The 21,707-nt window shown below is 68.8% G+C and carries 23 protein-coding genes; 14 read left to right on the top strand and 9 right to left on the bottom strand.

The window, feature by feature from the left end; genetic code table 11:
• Nucleotides 1–134: 134 nt before the first annotated feature.
• Both ACL03I_RS15990 and ACL03I_RS15985 read left to right on the top strand, forming a co-directional pair.
• A complete protein-coding gene (locus tag ACL03I_RS15990; RefSeq protein ID WP_355076501.1) occupies nt 135–1,328 on the top strand; it encodes a helix-turn-helix domain-containing protein in 1,194 nt (397 codons plus the stop codon).
• A 112-nt stretch (nt 1,329–1,440) separates the two neighbouring features.
• Nucleotides 1,441–1,704, top strand: a complete 264-nt coding sequence (locus ACL03I_RS15985; RefSeq protein ID WP_412806320.1) for a hypothetical protein — start codon at nt 1,441–1,443, stop codon at nt 1,702–1,704.
• On the opposite strand, the gene ACL03I_RS15980 is transcribed toward ACL03I_RS15985, so the two are convergent.
• Nucleotides 1,686–2,660, bottom strand: a complete 975-nt coding sequence (locus ACL03I_RS15980; RefSeq protein WP_412806319.1) for a helix-turn-helix transcriptional regulator — start codon at nt 2,658–2,660, stop codon at nt 1,686–1,688. The genes ACL03I_RS15985 and ACL03I_RS15980 overlap by 19 nt on opposite strands.
• 175 nt (nt 2,661–2,835) lie before the next feature.
• On the opposite strand from ACL03I_RS15980, the gene ACL03I_RS15975 reads away from it, so the two are divergent.
• Complete coding sequence (locus tag ACL03I_RS15975; protein ID WP_412806430.1) at nt 2,836–3,189, top strand: RidA family protein; 354 nt, start codon at nt 2,836–2,838, stop codon at nt 3,187–3,189.
• A 57-nt stretch (nt 3,190–3,246) separates the two neighbouring features.
• Here ACL03I_RS15975 and ACL03I_RS15970 read toward each other — a convergent pair whose 3' ends face one another.
• Entirely contained in the window at nt 3,247–4,239 is a 993-nt protein-coding gene (locus tag ACL03I_RS15970; RefSeq protein WP_412806318.1) for an NAD-dependent epimerase/dehydratase family protein, read from the bottom strand.
• A 229-nt stretch (nt 4,240–4,468) separates the two neighbouring features.
• On the opposite strand from ACL03I_RS15970, the gene ACL03I_RS15965 reads away from it, so the two are divergent.
• Together ACL03I_RS15965 and ACL03I_RS15960 are read left to right on the top strand one after the other, a co-directional pair.
• A complete protein-coding gene (locus ACL03I_RS15965) occupies nt 4,469–5,065 on the top strand; it encodes a TetR/AcrR family transcriptional regulator (RefSeq protein ID WP_364435583.1) in 597 nt (198 codons plus the stop codon).
• 62 nt (nt 5,066–5,127) lie between these two features.
• Nucleotides 5,128–5,526 carry an NUDIX hydrolase gene (locus ACL03I_RS15960; RefSeq protein ID WP_355076509.1) on the top strand — a complete coding sequence of 133 codons (399 nt, stop codon included), beginning with the start codon at nt 5,128–5,130 and terminating at the stop codon, nt 5,524–5,526.
• A gap of 57 nt (nt 5,527–5,583) precedes the next feature.
• Here ACL03I_RS15960 and ACL03I_RS15955 read toward each other — a convergent pair whose 3' ends face one another.
• Nucleotides 5,584–6,459, bottom strand: a complete 876-nt coding sequence (locus tag ACL03I_RS15955) for a hypothetical protein (protein WP_355076511.1) — start codon at nt 6,457–6,459, stop codon at nt 5,584–5,586.
• A gap of 365 nt (nt 6,460–6,824) precedes the next feature.
• Between ACL03I_RS15955 and ACL03I_RS15950 the strand changes: the two genes are divergently transcribed.
• Nucleotides 6,825–7,346 (top strand): OmpA family protein, encoded by a 522-nt coding sequence (locus tag ACL03I_RS15950; RefSeq protein ID WP_412806317.1) that lies wholly within the window; start codon nt 6,825–6,827, stop codon nt 7,344–7,346.
• A 42-nt stretch (nt 7,347–7,388) separates the two neighbouring features.
• Here ACL03I_RS15950 and ACL03I_RS15945 read toward each other — a convergent pair whose 3' ends face one another.
• The 4 genes from ACL03I_RS15945 to ACL03I_RS15930 all read right to left on the bottom strand — a co-directional run bounded on the left by ACL03I_RS15945 (nt 7,389) and on the right by ACL03I_RS15930 (nt 12,576).
• Nucleotides 7,389–8,657, bottom strand: a complete 1,269-nt coding sequence (locus ACL03I_RS15945; RefSeq protein WP_355076514.1) for a cytochrome P450 — start codon at nt 8,655–8,657, stop codon at nt 7,389–7,391.
• A 63-nt stretch (nt 8,658–8,720) separates the two neighbouring features.
• Nucleotides 8,721–10,121, bottom strand: a complete 1,401-nt coding sequence (locus ACL03I_RS15940; RefSeq protein WP_412806316.1) for an FAD-dependent monooxygenase — start codon at nt 10,119–10,121, stop codon at nt 8,721–8,723.
• Nucleotides 10,118–11,341, bottom strand: coding sequence for a cytochrome P450 (locus tag ACL03I_RS15935; RefSeq protein WP_412806315.1), 1,224 nt, complete (start codon nt 11,339–11,341; stop codon nt 10,118–10,120). Before ACL03I_RS15935 ends, ACL03I_RS15940 begins: the two co-directional genes overlap by 4 nt.
• Complete coding sequence (locus ACL03I_RS15930) at nt 11,338–12,576, bottom strand: cytochrome P450 (RefSeq protein ID WP_412806314.1); 1,239 nt, start codon at nt 12,574–12,576, stop codon at nt 11,338–11,340. Before ACL03I_RS15930 ends, ACL03I_RS15935 begins: the two co-directional genes overlap by 4 nt.
• A 270-nt stretch (nt 12,577–12,846) precedes the next feature.
• Here ACL03I_RS15930 and ACL03I_RS15925 point away from each other — a divergent pair, with 270 nt between their 5' ends.
• From ACL03I_RS15925 to ACL03I_RS15900, 6 genes are read left to right on the top strand one after another with little or no spacing between them, the layout of a single operon-like run.
• The gene (locus tag ACL03I_RS15925; protein WP_412806313.1) at nt 12,847–14,505 is read left to right on the top strand and encodes a fatty acyl-AMP ligase; all 1,659 of its coding nucleotides are present in this window, start codon (nt 12,847–12,849) and stop codon (nt 14,503–14,505) included.
• Nucleotides 14,506–14,528: 23 nt separating this feature from the next.
• A complete protein-coding gene (locus ACL03I_RS15920; protein WP_397281308.1) occupies nt 14,529–15,317 on the top strand; it encodes a ferritin-like domain-containing protein in 789 nt (262 codons plus the stop codon).
• Nucleotides 15,318–15,321: 4 nt separating this feature from the next.
• Nucleotides 15,322–15,888, top strand: a complete 567-nt coding sequence (locus tag ACL03I_RS15915) for a PaaI family thioesterase (RefSeq protein ID WP_412806312.1) — start codon at nt 15,322–15,324, stop codon at nt 15,886–15,888.
• Nucleotides 15,885–16,151: an acyl carrier protein gene (locus ACL03I_RS15910; RefSeq protein WP_412806311.1), complete on the top strand. Its 267-nt coding sequence runs from the start codon at nt 15,885–15,887 to the stop codon at nt 16,149–16,151. Before ACL03I_RS15915 ends, ACL03I_RS15910 begins: the two co-directional genes overlap by 4 nt.
• Nucleotides 16,148–16,996: an SAM-dependent methyltransferase gene (locus ACL03I_RS15905; protein WP_355076530.1), complete on the top strand. Its 849-nt coding sequence runs from the start codon at nt 16,148–16,150 to the stop codon at nt 16,994–16,996. The genes ACL03I_RS15910 and ACL03I_RS15905 overlap by 4 nt, the downstream gene beginning before the upstream one ends.
• A 16-nt stretch (nt 16,997–17,012) precedes the next feature.
• Nucleotides 17,013–17,855 (top strand): acyl-ACP desaturase, encoded by an 843-nt coding sequence (locus ACL03I_RS15900; RefSeq protein WP_397281303.1) that lies wholly within the window; start codon nt 17,013–17,015, stop codon nt 17,853–17,855.
• A 61-nt stretch (nt 17,856–17,916) separates the two neighbouring features.
• On the opposite strand, the gene ACL03I_RS15895 is transcribed toward ACL03I_RS15900, so the two are convergent.
• Nucleotides 17,917–18,384 carry a PaaI family thioesterase gene (locus ACL03I_RS15895; RefSeq protein WP_355076534.1) on the bottom strand — a complete coding sequence of 156 codons (468 nt, stop codon included), beginning with the start codon at nt 18,382–18,384 and terminating at the stop codon, nt 17,917–17,919.
• A 176-nt stretch (nt 18,385–18,560) separates the two neighbouring features.
• On the opposite strand from ACL03I_RS15895, the gene ACL03I_RS15890 reads away from it, so the two are divergent.
• A complete protein-coding gene (locus ACL03I_RS15890; RefSeq protein WP_412806310.1) occupies nt 18,561–19,592 on the top strand; it encodes a DUF2293 domain-containing protein in 1,032 nt (343 codons plus the stop codon).
• A 29-nt stretch (nt 19,593–19,621) separates the two neighbouring features.
• Here ACL03I_RS15890 and ACL03I_RS15885 read toward each other — a convergent pair whose 3' ends face one another.
• Nucleotides 19,622–20,026: a hypothetical protein gene (locus ACL03I_RS15885; RefSeq protein WP_355076538.1), complete on the bottom strand. Its 405-nt coding sequence runs from the start codon at nt 20,024–20,026 to the stop codon at nt 19,622–19,624.
• Between the two features lie 483 nt (nt 20,027–20,509).
• On the opposite strand from ACL03I_RS15885, the gene ACL03I_RS15880 reads away from it, so the two are divergent.
• Nucleotides 20,510–21,670: a lipase family protein gene (locus tag ACL03I_RS15880; protein WP_355076540.1), complete on the top strand. Its 1,161-nt coding sequence runs from the start codon at nt 20,510–20,512 to the stop codon at nt 21,668–21,670.
• The last annotated feature ends 37 nt before the right edge of the window (nt 21,671–21,707 follow it).

Raw genomic sequence — 21,707 nt, 5'->3', positions numbered from 1 at the left:
CAGCACCCGGCGTCGGGGCCTATTCAGCGTCAGCGCTCGGCTCAATGGCCACAATGGCAGTAGTGAGCAGCGGCGTTGCAAACTACTAATTCGGAAATCTCTCGAAATCAATTGAGCCCACGTACCGTTGGCATATGGGCGCACAACTAGGGGACCGCCTGCGCAGTATTCGTAAACGGCGTGGGCTCACTCAGGCGGAGCTTGCAGAACGTTCCGGTGTATCGGTTCAGCTGGTCAGGCTTCTGGAGCAGGGTGGTCAGGAATCGACGAGAACTGAGACGGCGCGTCGGCTGGCGAGTGCACTGCGAGTCGAAACATCTGCGTTGATCGTCAAGCCGGATGCGGCCGATCCAGACGTGACAGATGTCGAGTTGTGGGCCGAGGTCCGTCAGGCGCTGGCTGGTATCTACCCGGCTGATGAGTTCAGCGAGCCGCCGACCGTCGCCGGTGTCAGTGCGACATTCGCTGAGGTCAAGCCGCTATTCCGTGGTGGTCGGTTCACAGAACTCGCTCCTCGGCTCGTACCGATGTTGCGCGACGCGGATTACCTGGTTTCTGCTGCGGATTCGGGTACCACCGATGCACGCAGACTACGATCACGGATTCGCCAGATGGTGGCATGGCAAATGTGCCTGACCTGGCAGTTCGACGCCGCAGACCACGCCATCGCCTTGGCACTCGATGATGCCCCCGACCTTCGTGCTGCTGCGCCGTTGGCAGATGCGGATTGCTGGCGCTGGATTCGCAAAGGCGATCTGGCCAAGGCGCGCGAGGTTGCAACTAAGTGGGCGGACGATCTCGAACCGCGCCGGATCTCGAAGGCATCACGGGAAGACCTCGCCGGTTGGGGACTGATGTTGCAACGTGTCTCCACAGCGGCGATACGTGACAACCGGCCTGGCGAGGCAGAAGACGCGCTCGCGTTCGCCCGCGTAGCCGGGATGGCGATCCGTCACGGTGAACACGACTCCAAAGACGGCCTGCTGCACGCATTCGGCCCGGTCACCGTGCAGATGTTGGCGGCAGAGAACGCGATGGTCGTCGACAAACCGCAAGTGGCGCTGGCGATCGGTGCGCAACTGGCGGGGACGAAGTACCCCCTGCCGTGGCCGTGGCAGCGTCATCGGCTCGACATTGCAGCAGCACACGCGGCTATGCGGCAGTACCCGGAAGCGCTCGCCGTGCTTCAGCAGATCCGGCGGGAGCTGCCGGAATGGCTTGTGAAACAACGGTTTGCGCGTGACATCCTCGCAGGAATGATCGAGAAGCGGAGGACGCTGACCGCAGAGGTCCGCGAACTGGCGGACTTCGTGCAGGTCCCATACTGAAGCGGTTGGTGAGTCCCGGGTACATCGAGACCCCGATGTTCCACGACAACGTCAGCCCCGCCGCGCCGCCGCCGCGCTCGCCGAAGTGGCGAGCGGCGGTTGGGCATCGCCGATGACCAAGGAAGAGGACGCCGAAGACTTCGACTTCTCCCGCTCGACGGCCAACCGGCACTTGGCTTTCAGCTACGGCCCGCACATCTGTCCCGGCGCGCCCAGCTGCGCCACTTCCTCCGCACCCCTAGGGCCAGATCACGCCGAAGGACGTCGGTCTGCCGACAGTGGGCCGACGGCGGTCGCCCGTGCCTGCGGCGAGCGGATCGCGATACTCACCGAGGTGACGTCAGCAGGCGACGACTCTCAAGATGACTCCCCGTAGTAGGTGGCGATCGCGGCGGCGCGGTGGCGAAGGGAAGTGCGCAACGACTGCGGGGCCAGTGCTTCCGCGTCTGTGGTGAGCTGCCACAGCGCCCATTCGGCGTGTCGCGAGTCTTGGAAGATCACCTCCAGCCGCAGCCAGCCGTTTGTGTCGGTTTCCTCGGCGCGGACGGCCAGTGCGGTGCTCACCAGTTCCTCCCGCCGGGCTGGGTTCACCCGTACCAGCACGGCGATTCGGTCTCCGCCGGTCCGGAACCGCGTGCTGCGTTCCTGCCACGCCCGGTCCAGATCGACCCGGCCTGGTCGCTGTGCCGGTTCGGAGAGTTCCTTCGCAGCCAGCACCCGCGACAGCCGGTAGGTGCGGTCCGCGCCAGATCTCGTGGCCAGCAGGTAGCCCTGGTCGCGAACGATGACCAGGCCGATCGGGTCCACCGTGCGCCACTTCGGGGTCTGGTCCACGGCCGCGTAGTGGATGCGCAGCTTGTGTCCGGCGAGCACCGCGCGCCGGATCTCCGCCGATATGGTGTCGGGCACTTCCTCAGCGATCAGCCGACGCGACAGCAGATCGGTCTGCGGGTCGACGAGCAATCGCTCGGCCACGTCAGCCGCGGTGTCCCGATAGCTTTCGGGTAGCGCGTCGATCACCTTGAGCATCGCCGAAGCAAGCGCCGAGCCGAGGCCGAATGCCTGCGCGCCGCGACGTGATCCGGCGATCAGCAGGGCAAGCGCCTCGTCGTGGTTCAGCCCGGTGAGCTCGGTCCGAAACCCGGGTAACAACGCGTAACCGCCGTGTCGGCCGCGTTCGGCGTAGACCGGGACACCCGCCGCGGACAGCGCCTCGATGTCGCGCAACACGGTGCGGGTGGACACCTCCAGCTCGTCGGCCAGCTCGGCCGCAGTAAGCCGACCGCGCTGGCGCAGCAGTAGCACCAGCGAGACCAACCGGTCGGCGCGCATACGAAAACTCTAACGAATACACGACACAGGATGTCGTGATTCGCTGGGAGGCTCAGCACCACGGCGTCACGGACAGCGGCTACCGGGCCGACAGGACGTCCGTACTTCGAAATCGAATGGAGCTGATGTGGTAGCGGAACGAACGGCAGTCAACCCGGTGACGTGGTCGGTGGAGATGGGATTCAACCAGGGCGAACTCGTCTGCGGGCACACCCGGACCCTGTACTGCTCCGGGCAAACCGCGATGAGCGGCGACGGCAAGCCCCAGCATGACGGTGACATGGCGGCGCAGTTGGCGCTGAGCCTCGACAACCTGGAGGCCGTGCTGGGCGAGGCCGACATGTCTCTCGCGAACCTCGTCCGGCTCAACGTCTACACCACCGACGTCGATCTGCTTTTCCAGCACTACGGTGTGCTGGCGTCGAGGTTGGGTGCTTCCGGGGTGGCACCGACCACCACGATGCTCGGGGTCACACGGCTGGCGATCCCGGGCCAGTTGGTCGAGCTCGAGGGAACCGCCGTCGCGTGATGCCGCCTCCGGCGAGCACATGACCGCCGGGAACTGGTCCGACCGGCCCGTGCCGCATCAGGTGTGGGAATCGGTTTCGCGGCGCACGGATTCGATGATGGCGTCCCGGATGGGCCGCCAGCGCAGGTCGAGATCGGCCAGCGTGCGGGAGTCGTCGGTCGGCGTGGCGGTGGTCAGCAACCACGCCGCCTCGTAGCTGAGGCCCGCGCTGATCGGGAGGAATCGGGCGGCGGCGTCGGTGAGCCGTCCGATTCCCAGCAGGGCGGCCTTCGGCACCGGTATCCGGCGGATCCGTTGCCCGGCGGCGCTTTCCAAAATATCGACGATCTCGTCGAAGGCCACCAGGTGACCGCCGCACAGATAGCGCCTCGGTCCGAGACCGGGGCGCATGACGGCGGCGTGCACGGCGGCTACGTCCCGGACGTCGATCATCTGCATCCCGCCCCGGATTCGCGGAGCGACGCGGGCTCGCAGGATGGCGCCCCAACCGTCGGAGGTGATCCCGGCCTGCGCCCCGAGACCGGGGCCGACGACGCTGGACGGATAGGTGATCACCACCGGAGCGCCGGTGGCCTGCAACGCCCGCGCGATCCGATCGGCGGCCGACTTGGTACGGCCGTAGGCGCTGCGACCCGGCGCGGTGGGGCTGTCCGGCGTGATGACCGGATCGGGGCTGGGAAACAGTGCGCTGTAGCTGGCCACGTGCACGATCGGGTCCAGCCCGAGCGCCGTCGCTCGGGCGAGCACCATCGCAGTGGCGTCCGCGTTGACTTCCCACATCAACTGCTCGCGCCGGTTGTCGGTGCCGACCACGCCTGCCGCGTGCAGAACGGCGTCGCATCCGACGAGCAACTTCTCCACGGTCTGCGGGTCCCTGATGTCACCGGGCAGCACGGAGAGCATGTCCGGCCTGGCGTCGAACATGCCGACCACCGCGGCGAGGGACTCACTCGGATGGACCAGCAGAACGACCTGATGCCCGTCCCGCAATAGTGCGGAAACGGTGTGCGCACCGAGATAGCCGGTGCCGCCGGTGACCGCGATTCGCATACGGCTACCCCTCGTCGCTTCCGGTCGTACACGCGCTCGCCGCTCGGGCCGCCGAGCCGGTATCAGCCGGTATGTCTTTCGGTCCGCCCATCTCATTCCTTCGTCACCACGGGTTCCGCCGTCCGGTCCACCGCCGCCGCGCCCACGGCACACGCGACAATGGCCGCACATCGGAAGCATCGGTACAAATTCGATGCCAGTGGCATCGTAATGGAGGTCAGGAAGCGGCATGGGCGAAACGGCGCAGGACCCGCAGTCGGCGACCCGGAGCGCGGGCCGGCCCCGGGACGAGTCGGTCGAGCAGCGCGTGCTGGCGACCGTGCGGGAGATGCTGGTCGAGGTGGGTTGGGACGAGTTGAGTGTGCGGGCGGTGGCGGCACGCGCGGGGGTCGGCCGGGCGTCCATCGGTCGCCGCTGGCAATCGAAGGCCGAACTGGTGCTGCACGCCGTCCTCGGTGAGACGCCGGATCTGGGCCCGTTCGAGGGAACCGATCGGAAGGGATGGATCGAGTGGGTGCTGCGCGGCAGCCGGGAACTGTTCGCGCGGGACGATGTTCGCGCGGCCGTGCCCGGCCTGCTGACCGCGCTCGATCGCGATCGGCAATTGCGCGACCGGCTGTGGGCCGGATTCAGCACCCCCGCGGCCGCGCTGTTCGCCGCGGGCGACACCGAATCGCGTGCGCGATCCGAACTGGATGCCAGGGCCGTCATCGCGCTGGCGGCCGGTGCGGCGCTGTTCCTGGAGTTCGTCGCCGACGGTGACGACACCGCGCTGATCCACCGGCGCATCGGCGAGCTCCTGCACCGCGCCGTGCTCGAGCACTGAGCGGCACGAACCGCCGGAAATCCGGTTGACGTCGCGTTCGGTCCGCTCAGTACAGTGGGCCGGTGATTCGCACCGCCGCTCTGGCCCATGTCCGGGATCGCCGCCTGCTACAGGCGCGCTCGGTGGGCAAGGACGTCTTCTACATGGCCGGCGGCAAGATCGACCCGGGCGAGACGCCCGAGGCGGCATTGCACCGCGAGGTGCGCGAAGAACTCGGCGTCGGCGTCGTCGCCTACGACGAACTCGGCGTGTTCCGGGCCGAGGCGTACGGGCACTCCCCTGGCACCCAGCTGCACATGACCTGTTTCACCGCGGAACTCGACGGGGAGCCGCGACCCACCAGCGAGATCGCCGAACTGCGCTACTTCACCGTGCGCGAGTACGCCGCCATGGACCACGTCGCGCCCGGCTCGATGCTGGTCTTCCGCAGGCTGCACGAACTCGGCGAGGTCGACTGGTAACTCACCGAGAAGGCCTGATACACAGAGGTTTTCGGGAAGAGCGAGCTGCCTGCCGCATCACGCGCCGTTCTGCTGCGGACCGCGCAGAAATCGACCGACGGCGGTCTCGTCCAGAGCGAGCGCCTTGACGACCGCTGCCGCGCCCACGATCACCATCGACAGGACGAAAAGCCAACTGACCGTGGTGAAGGCCAGGCCGAGCGGACCGAAGTGCGCTTCGGCGTTCGCCGTGGTTCGCGGCAGCACCACCCGCCCCACCGCGTGCATCGCGGTCAGACCGGCCGCAGTGAGCACTCCGGACACCCACAACGGCCGCCCGGTCAGCGCTCCCTTCGTGAGCAGGAAAGGCGCGACCGTCCAGACGCAAGCCCAGACGACCAGCTCACCCGCCAGGGCGAGCGGTCCACCCGCGTACCGGATTCGCGTGAGCTCCCTGGTCTGCCCCACCAGCGCCACCGCGATCGCGACGGCGAGCAGCGCGGCGAGCCAGCGCCACGCATCGCGGGGGCCAAGGGTCGGCACCTTCCATACCGCCGCGTAGACGCGAGCGAGCGCGCGCGCGAACGAGGTCCCGCCGAGCACGACCATGAGCAGTCCGACCACGCCGAAGGCCGCCAGCGTCGGATCGTCCGAACTCGCGCCGGTTTCGGCGCCCAGCGAGCCGGAATCGAACCCGAACTGGTCGTTGATCGTCTCCGCCGCCGCATGCCACCCGCTGAAGACGGACGCGGCGATGATCACCGGCAGCACCGAGGTGAAGATCTGCGCGGCGAGCACCATCGACCGATCGACGATCTGGACCTCCGCCAAGCCATCGATCATCCGGCGCACGGTGCGGCCCTGGGGCGTTCCGCGCAGCCATCCGGTCGCTGCCCGGCTCCGTGCCAGCGAGACTTCCCGGGCCAATGCCACGGATAACTTCACCGACCGCACCGCGATTCACTTCCTCTGCTCATCCGGCCGCGAAGGGCCGATTCGCGCGACTGGTCCGCTTCGTCTCGACGTCCGGCCCCTCCCGAACCGGTCGTCGCCCGGCCGGGAGAACTCCCGCATTTCGCCGAATCGACGCTACGCCGCGCTCATGGCGACTCGCGCACATTCCGGCAACAATTGCGCCGCTCGTGACCGGGAAATGCGGCGACCCGCGAAACGGCACTCCGGGGCCGCGTGCCTGTGCAAGGATCGAGTGCACCGACAGCATTGGACAGACGTATGCGTGCGGGCCTGTTCCCGGGCAATTCCACGCATCGCACCGAATGGCGCATACGGGATTTCTCCACCGAAACAGGAGTAGGCAGATGATTTCCAAGAAAAGCGTCAGTGGAATCGCCGCTGTGGCCGTCGCGCTGCTCGTGACCGCGGCGTGCGGGTCCGACGACGGCTCGAACTCTTCGGCGACGACGACCGAGCAGACCCACCCCCTGCGCAGCAGCCTGGCCGCGACGGCGTCCTCGGCAGTGCGTTCGGGCCTGAACACCGCGCAGCAGGTGATCCAGGACGCGATCAACGCGGCGCTGGCCGCCGCGCCGATCACCTTCGACAGCGGCAGCTCCGACCTCAGCGGGACGGACGTCGCCACCATCAAAGTGGTGGCGGTCCCGTTGAAAGGCAACGATGCCAAGGTGGAGATCACGACCTACGCCCAGGACGAGAACCCCGCCACCGCCAAATCCGTGGCCAAGGCCCGGGGCGACAACATCGCGGCGGAACTCGAGTCCGCGGGCGTCGAGAAGTCGCGCATCACCGTGAAACCCCAGGGCAACCCGACCGACCAGAACATCAAGGTCGACGAAGCGAAGATCGAGGTGGTCGGCAGCTGACCGTGTTGCCATCGGGCCGGGTCCGGCCCGATGGCGCCGGGCTCACACGGCGGTGAAACGAGTCGGCAGCGCCGCCAACCCGCGTATCACGACATTCGGCTTGTACGGTGGCGTGTCCGACAGCGCCTCGATGTCGCGAACCTTCCGCAACAGCACCTCCAGCAGCACTTCCATCTCCAGCAGCGCCAGCGGCGCGCCGAGGCAGTAGTGGATCCCCAGGCTGAAGCCGAGATGCTTCTTGGCCGGGTTCATCGGGTCCGCGTACCGGGCGACGTCGATGCGATCGGCGTCGGCGTAGGCCGCGTCGTCGCGATTGGCCGAATTGATCAGCACCACCACGCCTTCGCCCGGCTCGAAGTCGTGCCCGGCCAGCGTGATCGGGCGGGTCGCGGCACGCGTGGTGATCTGGACCGACGGTTCCAGGCGCAAGAGTTCGTCGGGCGCCGAGGCGACCAGTTCCGGTCGCTTGCGCAGCGTATCGATCGCCTCTGGGTTGCGCATCAGCTGCAACGAACCGGTGCCGATCAGGTTGGCCGTGGTCTCGTGCCCGGCCACGAACGTGGTGATGCAGGTGGCGAGCAGCTCCTGTTCGGTGAGCACGTCCCCGCGATCCTCCACCTGGGACAGCGCGCTGAGCAGGTCGTCCTTCGGGTCGCGGCGGCGCTGGTTCAGCAACTCGCGGAAGTAGCCCATGAATCCACGCGAGGCCGCGCTGCGCGCCTTCAGCGCCTCCTCCGGCAGCGTGTGATCGTGGTCGAAGCCACGCGCCAAATCCTGCGACCACTGGTGGACCTGGTCGTAGGCCTCCGGCGGCACCCCGATCAGCTCGCACGCGATGATCAGCGGCAGCGGGTAGGCGATCATCTCGACGAGGTCGAATTCGCCTGCCTCCATGGCCTTGTCGACCAGTTGCTCGGTGAGTTCCTGGATTCGCGGACGCAGCCTGGTCACCATGCGCGGGGTGAAGCCCTTGGTCACGAGGTTGCGCAACCGGGTGTGGTCCGGCGGCTCCATCCACAGGAACGAGGTGGGCAACTCCTCGGGCGCGTCCTCCGGCGACACCGTCGGATGCATCATCGCCGCCTCCTCCGCGTGGCTCCACGCGGTGGTCGACAGGACGGCGGCGCAGTCCTCGTAGCGGGTGAGCACGTAGTGGCCCAAGGGGGTCTGGTGCAGGCGGCCCGCCTCGCGCAGCACCCGGGCCGGGCGGTAGGGATCCGGTCTGCCTTCGGGGCCGAAGAGCTGGATCAGGGCGGTCTGGACGGCGGAATCCTGTTCCGCGACAGCCGTACCAGCGGTTGACGAGTCCATGTCGAGTGGTTCCTCCTGTGCGGAGCACCGACGCCGGTCGATGCTGCCGGTAGTCGAAATGGGTCAGCGATCGGAAGGGATGGACGGCCGCGGGTCCGGCGACGGACCCGATGCGCGAAGGGGTCCGGGACCGGTGGGACGGATGTTCGGTGCGGCCGCGCGGGTGCCGCCGCGCAGCAGTACTCGTCCCGCCATCGCGGGGTGCAGCAGTGCCGTCGGCGGTTCGACCAGGTTCGCCACTCGCAGAAAGGTCCTGGACACATGCGGGTCGACGTGGGCTGCGCGATGCACGCGGGCCACATAGGCGTTGGTGAGCCGCGTGCGCACCGTGCGCGGCCCCACCACCCCCGGATGCGCCAGATCCGCGCCGGCCGACAGTTGCCAGGCGACGTCGAGCGCCTTGTCCGCCGCCGCGTAGAACCTCGCGGGGAGATCGGGCGTGGGTCCGCCGGAGCGCAGGCACGCGCGCAGTGCCGCAGCCTGCTGGGCGGCGACCGCCATGCCCTGGGCGTAGAGCGGGTTGAAGCTGCACAGCGCGTCGCCGAGCAGTAGGAAGCCATGGGGCACCGCGGCACGGCGCCGGTAGGCCCTGCGCACCGGAGCGCGGAAGCGGTGCGGCACCGCGTCGCCGACCGGTTCGGAGCGGGTGATCAAATCGAGGATGTCCGGCGCGGCGAGGGAGGCGGCGAACCGGGTGAAGCCGTCGGGGTCGGTGGGCGGGTGGTCACCGAGTATCCCGGCCAGCGTGACGTGCCAGCGGTCGTCTTCCACCCGCACCGCGCCGCCGCCGCGGCCGCTGGCCCCGGTCGAGATGATCACCGAGGCGTGCCCGTCGAGCTGGCCTTCGAGGCGGCGGTAGAACCGCGAGGAGTAGCCCAGATCCACCTCCAGCCGCTGCTCTGCGGGCGGCTCGGCGCCGAGCGCGGTGAGCCACACCGGCGCTCGCGTGCCGCGTCCGGTCGCGTCGACCACGAGGTCGGTGGCATGCGTCTCGACGCCGGAATCACCCGACACCGACACGGCGCGCACGCCGTGCCGGTCACCGATCAGGCCGCGCGCGGTTCCCGCCACGAGCCGCACCTGAGAAAGCCGCGATATCCGTTCCCGCAATAACGATTCCAGCAGAGGCCGGGTCGCGATCAGCGAGGTGAGCCCGGTGGCGGCCGGCGCGGCCCGCAGCCCGCCCACGTACCACCTGGTCGCGACCAGGGCCTCGGCGCGGGTAGCGCCGCGCGCGGTCATCTCGTCGGTGAATCCGGGCAGCAGTTCCTCGATGACGGTGCGGCCACCATCCAGCAGGCCGTGCAGGTGCCGTGCCTGCGGAACGCCTTTGCGCATGCCCTCGACGTCGAAGCCGTCGCGCTCGAACACCGTGACCCGCGCGAAGTGGTCGGCCAGAACCAGCGCCGCCAGCAGCCCGGCGACGCCCGCGCCGAGCACGACGGCGTGCCGTGCCCCGTTCACAACGTCACCGGCAGCGACACGATGCCGCGGTGGATCAAGCTCGGCCGGTACTCGATCGTGTCGGTCGCGGGCGCCAGTTTCGGAGCCCGCGCGAGCAGCGCGCCGACCGCGGCTTCGGCCTCGATCCGCGCCAGCGGCGCGCCCACGCAGTAGTGGATGCCGAGGCTGAAGCCGAGATGCTTGCGCGCGGGATGGTTTCCGGCGTAGCGGGTGACATCGAAGCGGTCGGCGTCCGGATAGACCCGGTCGTCCCGGCTGGCCGACGCCGTGAGCACCACGACTCCGTCGCCCCTGCGGAACCGGTGTCCGCCGACCACGGTGTCGGCCAGCGCTACGCGAATGGTGAACTGGGTGGGCGCGTCGTAGCGGAGCATCTCGTCCAGCGCGGGCGCGATGAGGTCGGGCTGGTCGCGCAGCAGGGCGAGCTGGTCCGGGCTGCGCAGCAGCGCGAGCATGCCGTTGCCGATGAGGTTGATCGAGGTCTCCATCCCCGCCACCAGGGTGAGCAGGGCAATGCCGATCACCTCCGGCTCGGTGAGCTGGTCGCTGTCCGCACTCGCGGCGACCAGCGCGCTCAGCAGGTCCGGCGTCGGATTCTCCTTCTTGCGCTGGACCAGCCGGGCGAAGTAGCCCATGCACTCCACTGCCGCGGCGGTGCGGGCCGCCACATCCTGCGGCCCGAGCAGCGAATCGGGGTCGCTGCCGCGCGCGATGGCCAGCTGCCACTCCCGGAACCTCGCGGCGTCGGCCGGGTCGGCGCCGAGCAACCGGACCGGCACCATCGCCACCGCCAGCGGCACCGCCAGGCCGTCGAGGACGTCGAGTTCGCCGCGGACGAGCGCCGCGTCCACGATCTCCCGCACGACCTGCCCGGCGACCGGGGCCATCTCGGCCATCAGCCGCGGGGTGAACGCCTTCGCGACGAGCTTGCGGTAGCGGCCGTGCTCGGGCGGATCCATCCGGACGAAGGAACCGGGAATCGCCGCCGTGGTGTCCCGGAACGGACTGATGCCCGCCGCGTAGCCGTGCCCCCAGTCCGCGCCGGTCAGAATCGCGGCGCACTCCTCGTAACGGGTGACCAGCGTGACCGGCACATCGCCGAACGCGAACGGGAAGAGCGCCGCCGCGTCCCGCACCCGCCGGTAGGCCGGATACGGGTCGGCGCGCTCGCTCGGATCGAAGGCGTCGAAGGTGACTTCGGCGGGCGTAACGGCGTTCATCGGGCCTCCATCCGGACACGCAGTTGCGACATGCCGCGCACGACCACGTTCGGCCGGTACAGCGGTTCCTCGAGCAGGGACATGGACGCGACCCGGTCGGCGATCGCCCGTAGCACCACGCTCATCTCCAGCCGGGCCAGCGGCGCGCCGAGGCAGTAGTGCAGGCCGAGCCCGAAGGACAAGTGCCGCTCGGCCTTTCGCCCGCGCGCATACCGCGCGATGTCGAACTCGTCGGCCCGCGGGAATGCCGCGGGATCGCGGTTGGCCGACGCCAGCAGCACGATCACCGCCTCGCCCGGCGCGAAAGTCCTTCCGGAGACCGTGATCTCGTCGTGCGCGGTGCGTGTGGTCAGATGCACCGGAGCGTCGTAGCGCAACACCTCGTCCACCGCGGGCTCGGACAGCTCGGGGTAGCCGCGCAACCGCTCGAACTGCTCGGGATTGCGGATGAGCGCCAGCACGCCGTTGCCGATCAGGTTCACCGTGGTCTCGTGCCCGGCGACGACGAGGATCAGCAGCGTGCCGAGCAATTCGGTGCGCGTCAGGCGCGCGCCCGCGTCGTCGGCTTGCACCAGCGCGGTGATCAAGTCGGCGCGTGGAGTGCGGCGGCGCTGTTCGACCAGGTCGCCGAAGAATTCGAGAAAGGCGTGCACGGCGGCGGTGCGCGCGTCCAGCTCCTGTTTCGACAGCAGCACGTCGGGGTCGAGGCCGCGCGCGATGCCCGCCGAGATCTCCCGCACGTGCTCGTGCGCCTCGGGCGGCACGCCGAGCAGTTCGCACACCATGGTCAGCGGCAGCGGATAGGCCAGCGCCTCGAGCAGGTCGACGTCCCGCTCGGCGAGCATCTTCGCCATCAGGTCCTCGACCAAACGCTCCGCGCGCTCGCGCATACCGCTGACGGTGCGCGCGGTGAACGCCTTGCTCACCAGTCCGCGCAGGCGGGTGTGCTCCGGCGGTTCCATCCAGAGGAAGGAGCCGGGCAGTTCGACCTCGCTGTCACCGTGCAGCAGTTCCGGTTCCTCAGCGTGGCTCCAGCGCGGGTCCTGCATGATCGCCTGCGCCTCGTGGTGGCGGGTCACCAGGTGGGTGTCGTGCGGGCCCGGCACGAACGGGGCCGCCGCGCGCAGCACGTCGTAACTGCCGTACGGGTTGTGCCGCATGTGCGCGGCGACGCTCTCGACGACCGCCAGCTGAACCGGGGTCGATTCCTCGACCGCGGATTGGTCGGAACTCACCGGCGACTCCTGGGTAGAAATGGACGCGGCGCGGAAAGGGACATAGCATCCGCCGGATCGCTGCGGACAATTCCGGGACGCGGGAGAGAATTTCTCGTCCATCGTGGTGCGCGGCACCGGCGCGGTGTGGCGGCGATTACCCGTTCCTATCGGGCCATAGCCGAAATACTTTATCGCGCAGTGCGATCGGATGATCGGCCTTGTTTATCGCCGACGTCAATTCATAACGAGTTCAATGCGCCGTCACAATTCGCTGTTTCCGTGGCGGACATGAATTCCGCGGATTCGGCCGGGACCCTGCACGGTCGCCTCGCCGAGATCGCCGCCGCCCATCCCGCGGTGGCCGCCACGTTCTGGTCGCTGCCGGAAACGGTGGACTACGCCGAGCTGCACCGGCGGTCGCTGGTCGCGGCGGCGGCGCTGCTGCGGCGCGAGGTCCGGCGCGGCGAACCAGTGGGCATCCTGAGTCCGAATGCTCCCGAGTTCCTCACCTGCCTGTTCGGTGTGACGGCGGCGGGCGGCGCCGCGACTCCCCTTCCGCTGCCCGCAGGCGCCCGCGCGGCGAGCGGCTACCCGCAGAAGCTCGCCGCCATCGTCGCGGCGGCGGCCATGCGCACGGTTCTGGTGTCGCATCGATTCGCCGACCTGGCGGCACTGCTCGGCGACACGCTGGACGTCGAATTGATCGACACCGCAGCACTTCTCGCGGAGGACACTGCGACGGCCGACGCTCTTCCCGAGCTGTCGAGCGACGATCCGGCCGTCATCCAGTTCACCTCCGGCAGCACCGCGACACCCAAAGGCGTTCGCCTGACCCACCACAACGTCCTCAGCGGCCTGGCATCGATCCGCACCGGCATCGATCTGAGCCTGGACGATCAGGGCGGGTTCTGGCTTCCGCTGTTCCACGACATGGGTCTGTTCGGCACGCTCTCGGCGATTCTGCGCGGCATCCCCGCCCACGTGTGGTCCCCGCTGTCGTTCGTCAAGGACCCGGCCCGCTGGCTCGCCGACTTCGCCGCCAGCGGAACCACCATCACCGCGATGCCCAATTTCGGCTACGAGGCGCTGCTGGCCGCCGTGCCCGCCGAGCGGGTGCGCGACTACGACTTGAGCCGCTGGCGGATCGCGTTCAACGGATCGGAACCGATCTCCCGAGATGTCGTCGTCGCGTTCTGCGAGCGCTTCGCCCCCGCCGGATTCCGACCGGCGACGATGTTCGGCGTCTACGGCATGGCCGAAGCGACCCTCGCGGTCACCTTCCCGCCGCTGGGCCGCGCGCCCGTCTTCGAGTGGGTGGATCGCGCCGCACTGTCGGATGGCGCGATCGCACAGCGTGTTTCACCGGACGCCCCGGGTGCTCGGCCGGTGGCCGGAGTGGGCTCGCCGGTACCGCGTATGCGGGTGCGCGTGGTCGACCCCGACCGGCACCGTGACCTGCCCGACGGCAAGGTGGGCGAGATCCTCATCCAGGGCGACGCGGTCACCGGCGGATATCTCACCGCCGACCCCGCGCGCGTGTCCGGTCTGTTCGCCGACGGCTGGCTGCGCACCGGCGACCTCGGCTACCTGAGGGACGGCGAGCTTTTCGTCACCGGCCGGTGCAAGGACATGATCACGGTGCGCGGCGTGAACTACTACGCCCAGGACGTCGAGGCGGCGGTACGCGACCTCGACGGCGTGTACAAGGGCCGGTGCACGGCGGCGATCGACCCGGACGGAGCGGACGTGATCGCGCTGATCGCCGAATCCGAGCGCACCGGAGCCGACGCCGACGCGCTGACCGAGGCGATCCGCGCCCGGGTCTCCGCCGAACTCGGCCTGGCCGCGGTCCAGGTCCACCTGGTCGCGCCGCGCAGCATTCCCCGTACCAGCAGCGGCAAGCTCCAGCGGCTCGCCGCCCGCGATCTCATCACCCACCGCAGGTAATCCCGACCGAACCGGAGCCTTTCGTGCACAGCTATGACGTCTTCCGCCACTACGAGCGCCTGCATTGGAAGCTGGCCGACCTCGATCTCGACGCCGTCGACGCGACCCTGGTCCGTCCCGAGTACATCACCCTGGCCAAGAGCGCGACGATGGGCGAGTCCAACGTCATCGCCGCGGTGCACGGATTCCTGAACGAGTTCGTCGACGACTACGACTTCTCCACGTTCGCGGTGGTGTGGGGCTACCAGGAAGTGCAGCACCACTACGCGTTCCGCTCCTGGCTGAACGCGCTCGGCGAGCGCGTGGACGACAAGGCCGTCGACTCGATGCGCGAGCCGTACGCGCCGGGCACCACTCCGTCGGCGACCCTGGCCACCAACATCATCTCCGAGCTCACCGTCAACCACATCTACCGGGCGGTGGCGAACTGGGTGGAGGAGCCCGTGCTGAAGGGATTGCTGCTCAACGCCAGTCGCGATGAGGCGGGCCACGCGCGCGAGTTCATCCACTACGCCACCGAGCGGCTGCGGCGGCGGCCCGAGGAGCTGCCGTCGGTGCTGGAGACCCTCTACGTGTACAGCTCGGAGGCCAAGATCAAGCACCCGGTCAGCACGTTCAAGGCCGGGATCAGCGAACTCGGCGACCACGAGACCATCGACACCGGCTTCGACCTGTTCCTCGAGCAGGTCGCCGCCGAGGGCGAGCTGGATGTCCTGCACGACAAGGTCCGGCGCACCTTCGCAGGCATGACCGGACTCGACCTGTCCAGCAACGCCAAGGTTCGCCGGGCCCTGGCCGACGCGATCGCCTAGCGCCATGGACCGCGACAGCGCTTTCGACGACACCGGCCACGGCGGAGTGGACATCGTCCGGGTGCCCTGGTCGGTGATCCCGGACTACCGCTGCTTCGGCTGCTCGCCGCACAACACGACCGGCCTTCGCCTGCGGTTCACCCCGCATCCGGACGGGTTGCAGGCCCGGTTCCGGCTCGGGCGCGAGTTCGAGTCCTACCCGGGCGTCGTGCACGGCGGGTTGATCGGCGTGATCTGCGACGAGGTGATGGGCAATCTCATCGTCCTGGCGCGCCACCACCCGGCGTTCACCGTCACCCAGCGCACCCGGTTCCTCACCCCGCTACTCGTCGGACGCGAATACCACTGCGTCGCAACGCTGCCCGGCGACGAAGGAGACCGCCCGATCCGGGCGTCCGCGGAGATCCGCGACGCCGACGGCCTCGTGTGCGCCGGCTCCACCGCGGCCTACCAGCCGTTCGCGCTCGACGACGTGCGCCATCAGCTCACCCTCGGCGACGACGAGGTCGCCGCGCTCTCCCACGCACTGTCCACCGGCACCGCCCTCGCCCCGAACGGAGTCGAGTCATGACCACCACCCACACCGCCGACGACATCCTGCGCACGGTCACCGGCATCGCCACCGCCGAGACCGGCATCCCCGAGACCGAGCTGCGCCCCGACCTGGACCTGCGCGGCATTGCCGGCGTCGACTCGGTGCGCGTGCTGCGCATGGTCGCCAAGATCGAGCGCACCTACGACATCGAACTCGAGGACCAGGACGTGTTCGGCCTGTCCTCGTTGCACGACGTCGTCACCGTGGTCGGCAAGGCGCTGCGCGAGGCGGCGGCGTGACCGTCACCGACCAGCCGGTCACCGCCGACACCAACCAGCACTACGACCTCGACCCCGACATCTTCGGCCAATTCCTCGACCCGCTGCGCAAATACAGCTCGGCGCTCTACGAATCCGAGTCCGACACCCTCGAGCAGGCGCAGCGGCGCAAACTGCGGTTCGTGGCCGACCGGCTCGGGCTGACCGGCGGCGAACGCCTCCTCGATGTGGGCTGCGGCTGGGGCTCGCTGATCCTGTTCATGGCGGCGGAATTCGGCTGCGAGACAACGGGTGTCAGCCCGGCGCCACGCCAGCACGAGTACATCGCCGAGCAGGCCCGCGCCCGCGGTCTCGCGGATCGGGTGCACACCCGGGTCGGCCACTTCGAGCGGATGGAACTGCCGCCGCGCGGTTTCGACGCCGTGACGCTGCTCGGCTCGATCGTGCACATGCCCGATCTCGGCGCGGTCTTCCGCCGAGCCCGCGGGGTGCTGCGGCGCGGCGGCACGCTGTACGTGTCGGAGAGCTGCTTCCGCAACGCGTCCGCGCGCACGGCGTTCGACGCCAAGGCCGGAACCGAGTTCGTGCGCGCGGACATCTTCGGGTGGGGCGATCTGCGTCCGCTCTCCGACCTGGTCACCGCCGCCGAGGACGCGGGTTTGTCCGTCATCGCGGTGGACGACCTCACCGAGCACTACCGCCGCACCATCGACGACTGGATCGCGAACGTCGACGCCGCCGCCGAACGCATCGACGCGCACGGGCCCGGCTTGGCCGCGAAGCTGCGGCACTACCTGGAGATCGCGAACGCCGGATGGGGTTACACCACCAAGCATTACGCGCTGACCTGCCGTAACGCCCGCTGAGCCGCAGGAGCGACAGATGAACATCGAATCGGCGCTGATTCCCGTCGACGAAGTGGTCGCGGCCGTCGACGGTTTCCTCGCGGCCTCGCCCGCCACGCGCGCCTGGGACGTGGAGACCGCCTTCGACTGGTCCCGCGCCGACGCGGGCCGCCTCACCGAAGGCCAGCGGTCCGCGGTCCAGTTCGTCACCCTCATCGAGGACCATCTGCCCGGCTACTTCGACGTCTACCACCGCTATTTCCCGGTGGACGACACCGTCGACCGGGACGCGTTCGCGCACAACCGCGAGCTCTACCACTTCACGGTCCGCTGGGCGCTGGAGGAAGACACCCACGCACGCGCGCTGAGCCGCTACCAGGTGGCGTCCGGGATGGCCGAGCGCGGCGCCCTGCGCGCCGAGCTGGCGATCGAGGGGCAGAAACCGTTCGACCTGCCCTACCGGCATCCGGTGCAGTTCTTCGCCTACGCGCTGGTGCAGGAGAAGGCGACGCAGATGTACTACCAGCACCTGCGCGAGGTGGTGAACGATCCGGTGCTCGGGGCGGTGCTGGCGCGGCTGTCGCGCGACGAGGCGCGGCATTTCAGTTTCATGGCCGACGTGGTCGGCCGCTACCTGCGGGTGCACGGCGACGCCGCCGTGGAGCCGATCCGGGAGGTGATCGCCACCTTCCGCATGCCCTTGGCCGACACCATGCGCGGCTACTGGCGGTGGGCGCTGAAGATCGCCGACGTGGCCTCCTACGACCACACCGAGGCCTACGAGCACCTGGTGAAGGTGATCGACCGCGCGGTGGACGCCCGCAGCGACCGCCTCGACGAATTGGTGCGCTTCATCGACGAATGCCGGTCACTGGCCTGAGCTTCGACACCGGACGGCCCGGCTCCCGATCGTGTTCCGGGAGCCGGGCCGTCCGCTGCGCTCAGTGTTCGGGCTGCAAGACCAGGATCGTGGTCGAACCGTGCGCGATCAGCTTGCCGTTCGCGTCGGTGATCCGGCCCTCCGCCGTCGCGGTGCGCCGACCGACGTGCACGGCGTTGGCCTCGCAGGTCAGCCGGGAACCGTCCAGCGTCACCGACCGGATGAAGTTCACCTTCAACTCCAATGTCGTGTAGGCCACGCCGTCACCGAGTTCGGTGAAGACGGCGCTGCCCATCGCCGTGTCCATCAACGTGGCCAGCACACCGCCGTGCACGGTGAACATCGCGTTGATCGTGGCCGGGTTCGGGTCGAGGTAGTACCGGGTGTAGCCGTCGCCCGCGGTTTCCAGTCGAATGCCCAGAGACGCGCCGACGCCTAGGTTTTCGCGAAGTCCCCGCTCGAAAACCGTGGTCAGTTCGGTGACACGGGACGCGACGGTTCCGTTGGCGTGAGTGTCGATGCTGGTCATGGCTCTTCCTCCCTGCGAACGTTGCCCCGCTATTCGACCAGCGCCCGATGAACGCCACCCGACGGCATCCGCTTGCATACCGACATTCGATCGGGTGATAGGACACTTTTTCGCAGCGAATCCGCCGCATCGGCACCGTCCTGCGCCCATCGCGGCGTGCGCTAGGGTTCGAACTCGTGTCCAAGCTGCGGCGACGGGTGGTCGAGGCTGCGGAAGCGGCGCTGGCCCAACGCAAATACGTGTCGGCGGTCGATGTGTTCGCCGTTCTGGGGTGGGTGCGGTCCGGTCAGGTCGATCGCTGGCGACAGGGGCAGGCGCCGTCGCTGGAGCAGGTCACGGCGGTGGACGGGCGACGAATGCTCGAAGCGGCGGATCTGCTGGGCGAGTGGGCCCGCGAGCACGGGCTGAACGCGAGCACAGCGGCGTATCTGTCGAGCGGCCGCGACCGCGAGGCGTTGCGGTTCGTCGACGACGGCGACGACACGGTGTTCCGGGTGCACTGGCTCTCGGCGGAGCTCAGCCCGGCGCGGCGCGAGCAGGTCGTCCAGCGCCAGAACCGGGCCCCGGATCTGACGGTGGTCGAGGCCGCCGAACCTTGGACGTGCGCGGAATGCGCCGAGAGCGGCTCGTATCTGATCACCTCCGCGGCCGGGCCGCTGTGCCTCACCTGTTCGGACCTGGATCATCTGGAGTTCCTGCCGGCCGGGAACGCGGCGTTGAGCCGGCGCGCCAAGAAGGAGAGCACCCTCGCCGCCGTGGTCGTCCGCTTCAACCGGCGGCGCAAACGCTACGAACGGCTGGGCATCCTCGTCGAGGAAGCCGCCCTCACCCGCGCCGAACAGCAATGCCTGGCCGACGAAGAGGCCCGTTCCCGCCGCCGCGACCGCGACCGTGTGCGCCGCGCCGCCGAGGACGTCGAATACCGCGCCCGAATGTCCGACGAGATCCGGCGGCTGTTCCCCCGCTGCCCCGCCGGCCGCGCCACCGAGATCGCCGAACACGCCGCCGCCCGCGGCAGCGGCCGCGTAGGCCGCACCGCCGCCGCCAAACTCCTGTCCGCCGAAGCGCTCACCCTCGCCGTGATAGCTTCCATCCGCCACCGCGACACCGACTACGACCATCTCCTCATGACCGGCATCCCCCGCTCGGAGGCCAGGGCTCGTATCCGGCCCACCGTCGACCGCGTCCTCGAAAGCTGGCGCGGTTGAGGCGGCGTTAGGTGGCATCGCGTGTCAGGTCATTTTTCGGCCCCGTCTCCCGCAGGCACCGGCGAACGACGGGCATGCTCGGCCACCCAGACGCCGACGCCGATCGCTCCGGCGACCGGCCACGAGACCAGTCCGGTGACCGCCGCCGCCCCGAGCCCGCCGAAATAGAGCAACGACTCCCGGTCCGGTACTCGATTGAGCACCGCCGTGGTCGCCGAGGAAACACCGGTCGCCACGCTGCGCGGCCCGGGCGGCAGCGGAACTCGCGCCATCCGCATCCCGAGCGTCGGAACCGGGACACGCACCCCGCCGCGCTCTGCGGTCGCGGTGTCGGAGCCGGTCGGCGCTTCGGTCTCGGTGGGCGGCGCGGAACGTGCCTTCTCCGGTGATTCGGAACCGGACTCGCGGACCTTCTCGGTTGCTGTCTTGGCCATGACCGCTCCTTCCTGCGCCCTGCACCTCGTCGCTGTGTATGTGATCCAGCCAAGCCGTGCTCGCCCCGCATCGCAACCCCTCGTCGGGATGCGTTCGGTCGCGAAGTGACAAACGAACGGACACCGCCGGACGTTCGCGGCCATGGCCGACGGCGGATCGGATGCCCAGCGCGGATGTGCGGTCTCCGCTTCGGACCCTGGGATTCTCCCAGTAGTGGCTGTTCAGTTGCTATGCATCACGATACCCACAATGAAGCGCCCCAAAATCGCCAGTTATCTTCGAGGCCAGTGGATTTTTCGCGCATTCACGAACTCACCACTTCAGGTTGCTGATAGTTTGCCGACGATGCACTCTTATGCCCGCCACTGTTCGGCGAATGCGGCGAACTACCCCTGGAGGTCAAGGTCGTGACTCGTCCGTTTCTTCGTTTGCTCGGCAGTAAACGCATCGGTTCCGCCCGTGCTATCGGCGCGTGCTGCGGAATGGCAGTCACTCTTCTGCTCGGGACGGCGGCAACCGCGGACCCGCTCTATCCGCAGCCCGATCCGGACCCGTTCTACGCCGCGCCCGCCGATCTGGCGGCGCACCGTCCCGGTGACATACTCGACGCGCGCGTCTTGCCACCGCTTCCGCTGTTCCCCGGCGCCACCGTCCGGTTGGTCGAGTTCCGGTCCACGAATTCGCGGGGCGCGCCGATCTCGGCGACGACAACGATCCTCACCCCCCTCGGCCAGCGGCCCGGCATGCCGCTGCTGTCGTACCAGCACTTCATCAACTCGCTCGGCACGCACTGCGCGGTGTCGCACCTGCTCTACCACAACGATCCGAACCTGTCGCTGACGACGCCGATGTTGAACGTCATGCTGGCGCAGGGCTGGACGGTAGCGCTGCCGGACCATCTCGGTCCGCAGTTCGCGCTCGGCGCCGGGCGTTTGGGCGGCCAGATCACGTTGGACGGTATCCGCGCGGCCAAACAGCTACCCGAACTCGGCTTGCAGAGCAGTCCGACCGCGCTGGCCGGTTACTCCGGCGGCGGTCTCGCCACGGCATGGGCGGCCGAGCTGCAACCTACCTACGCGCCCGACCTGCGGCTCGCGGGCGCGGCCATCGGCGGTGCCCCGATGAACCTGGTGACGATGGCCAAAGCGTTGGGTTTCGAACCGCATCCGGCGTTCGGCCTGGCCATGGCGACGGCGATCGGCCTGGAACGGGAGTACCCGGACCGTGTGCCGACCAGCCAATCACTCAACGAGCGCGGTCTGGCGCTTCGCGACCAGATGGCCAACAGCTGCACCAACGACATCCTCGCCGCGGGCGTGAACGGCAGCGCGCGCGACTATGTGACCTCCACGTCGGTCTTCGACACTCCGGCCGCATGGTCGGTGGTCGAGGAGAACAGTGTGGAGCTCTACCCGAGCGCCCCGGAAATCCCCATTTTCGAATGGCATTCACCTAGCGATGGGCTGATTCCGATCGATGCCATCGACAACACCAATCGCCATTGGTGCTCGGCCGGGGTGCCCGTGCAGACACTGCGCGTGGCCGACGTGGAGCATCTGACCGCAGCGGTCCTCGGCGCCCCCTCGGTGCTGCCGTGGCTCCAAGGCCGGGTTCGCGGCGAGCCCGCGCCCAGCACCTGCTGACGTCAGCTCACCACCTCCCGGAGTAGCGGTCGCGCTC

The organism is Nocardia sichangensis (genome assembly GCF_047200615.1).
Taxonomy (GTDB): domain Bacteria; phylum Actinomycetota; class Actinomycetes; order Mycobacteriales; family Mycobacteriaceae; genus Nocardia; species Nocardia sichangensis.
This window is presented reverse-complemented; position numbering and strand designations above follow the sequence as displayed.

Coding starts and splice junctions, on each gene's coding strand:
- ACL03I_RS15990 (WP_355076501.1), top strand. CDS start 135: ATGGGCGCACAACTAGGGGACCGCCTGCGCAGTATTCGTAAACGGCGT.
- ACL03I_RS15985 (WP_412806320.1), top strand. CDS start 1,441: ATGACCAAGGAAGAGGACGCCGAAGACTTCGACTTCTCCCGCTCGACG.
- ACL03I_RS15980 (WP_412806319.1), bottom strand. CDS start 2,660: ATGCGCGCCGACCGGTTGGTCTCGCTGGTGCTACTGCTGCGCCAGCGC.
- ACL03I_RS15975 (WP_412806430.1), top strand. CDS start 2,836: ATGGGATTCAACCAGGGCGAACTCGTCTGCGGGCACACCCGGACCCTG.
- ACL03I_RS15970 (WP_412806318.1), bottom strand. CDS start 4,239: ATGCGAATCGCGGTCACCGGCGGCACCGGCTATCTCGGTGCGCACACC.
- ACL03I_RS15965 (WP_364435583.1), top strand. CDS start 4,469: ATGGGCGAAACGGCGCAGGACCCGCAGTCGGCGACCCGGAGCGCGGGC.
- ACL03I_RS15950 (WP_412806317.1), top strand. CDS start 6,825: ATGATTTCCAAGAAAAGCGTCAGTGGAATCGCCGCTGTGGCCGTCGCG.
- ACL03I_RS15945 (WP_355076514.1), bottom strand. CDS start 8,657: ATGGACTCGTCAACCGCTGGTACGGCTGTCGCGGAACAGGATTCCGCC.
- ACL03I_RS15935 (WP_412806315.1), bottom strand. CDS start 11,341: ATGAACGCCGTTACGCCCGCCGAAGTCACCTTCGACGCCTTCGATCCG.
- ACL03I_RS15925 (WP_412806313.1), top strand. CDS start 12,847: ATGAATTCCGCGGATTCGGCCGGGACCCTGCACGGTCGCCTCGCCGAG.
- ACL03I_RS15915 (WP_412806312.1), top strand. CDS start 15,322: ATGGACCGCGACAGCGCTTTCGACGACACCGGCCACGGCGGAGTGGAC.
- ACL03I_RS15910 (WP_412806311.1), top strand. CDS start 15,885: ATGACCACCACCCACACCGCCGACGACATCCTGCGCACGGTCACCGGC.
- ACL03I_RS15900 (WP_397281303.1), top strand. CDS start 17,013: ATGAACATCGAATCGGCGCTGATTCCCGTCGACGAAGTGGTCGCGGCC.
- ACL03I_RS15895 (WP_355076534.1), bottom strand. CDS start 18,384: ATGACCAGCATCGACACTCACGCCAACGGAACCGTCGCGTCCCGTGTC.
- ACL03I_RS15885 (WP_355076538.1), bottom strand. CDS start 20,026: ATGGCCAAGACAGCAACCGAGAAGGTCCGCGAGTCCGGTTCCGAATCA.
- ACL03I_RS15880 (WP_355076540.1), top strand. CDS start 20,510: ATGGCAGTCACTCTTCTGCTCGGGACGGCGGCAACCGCGGACCCGCTC.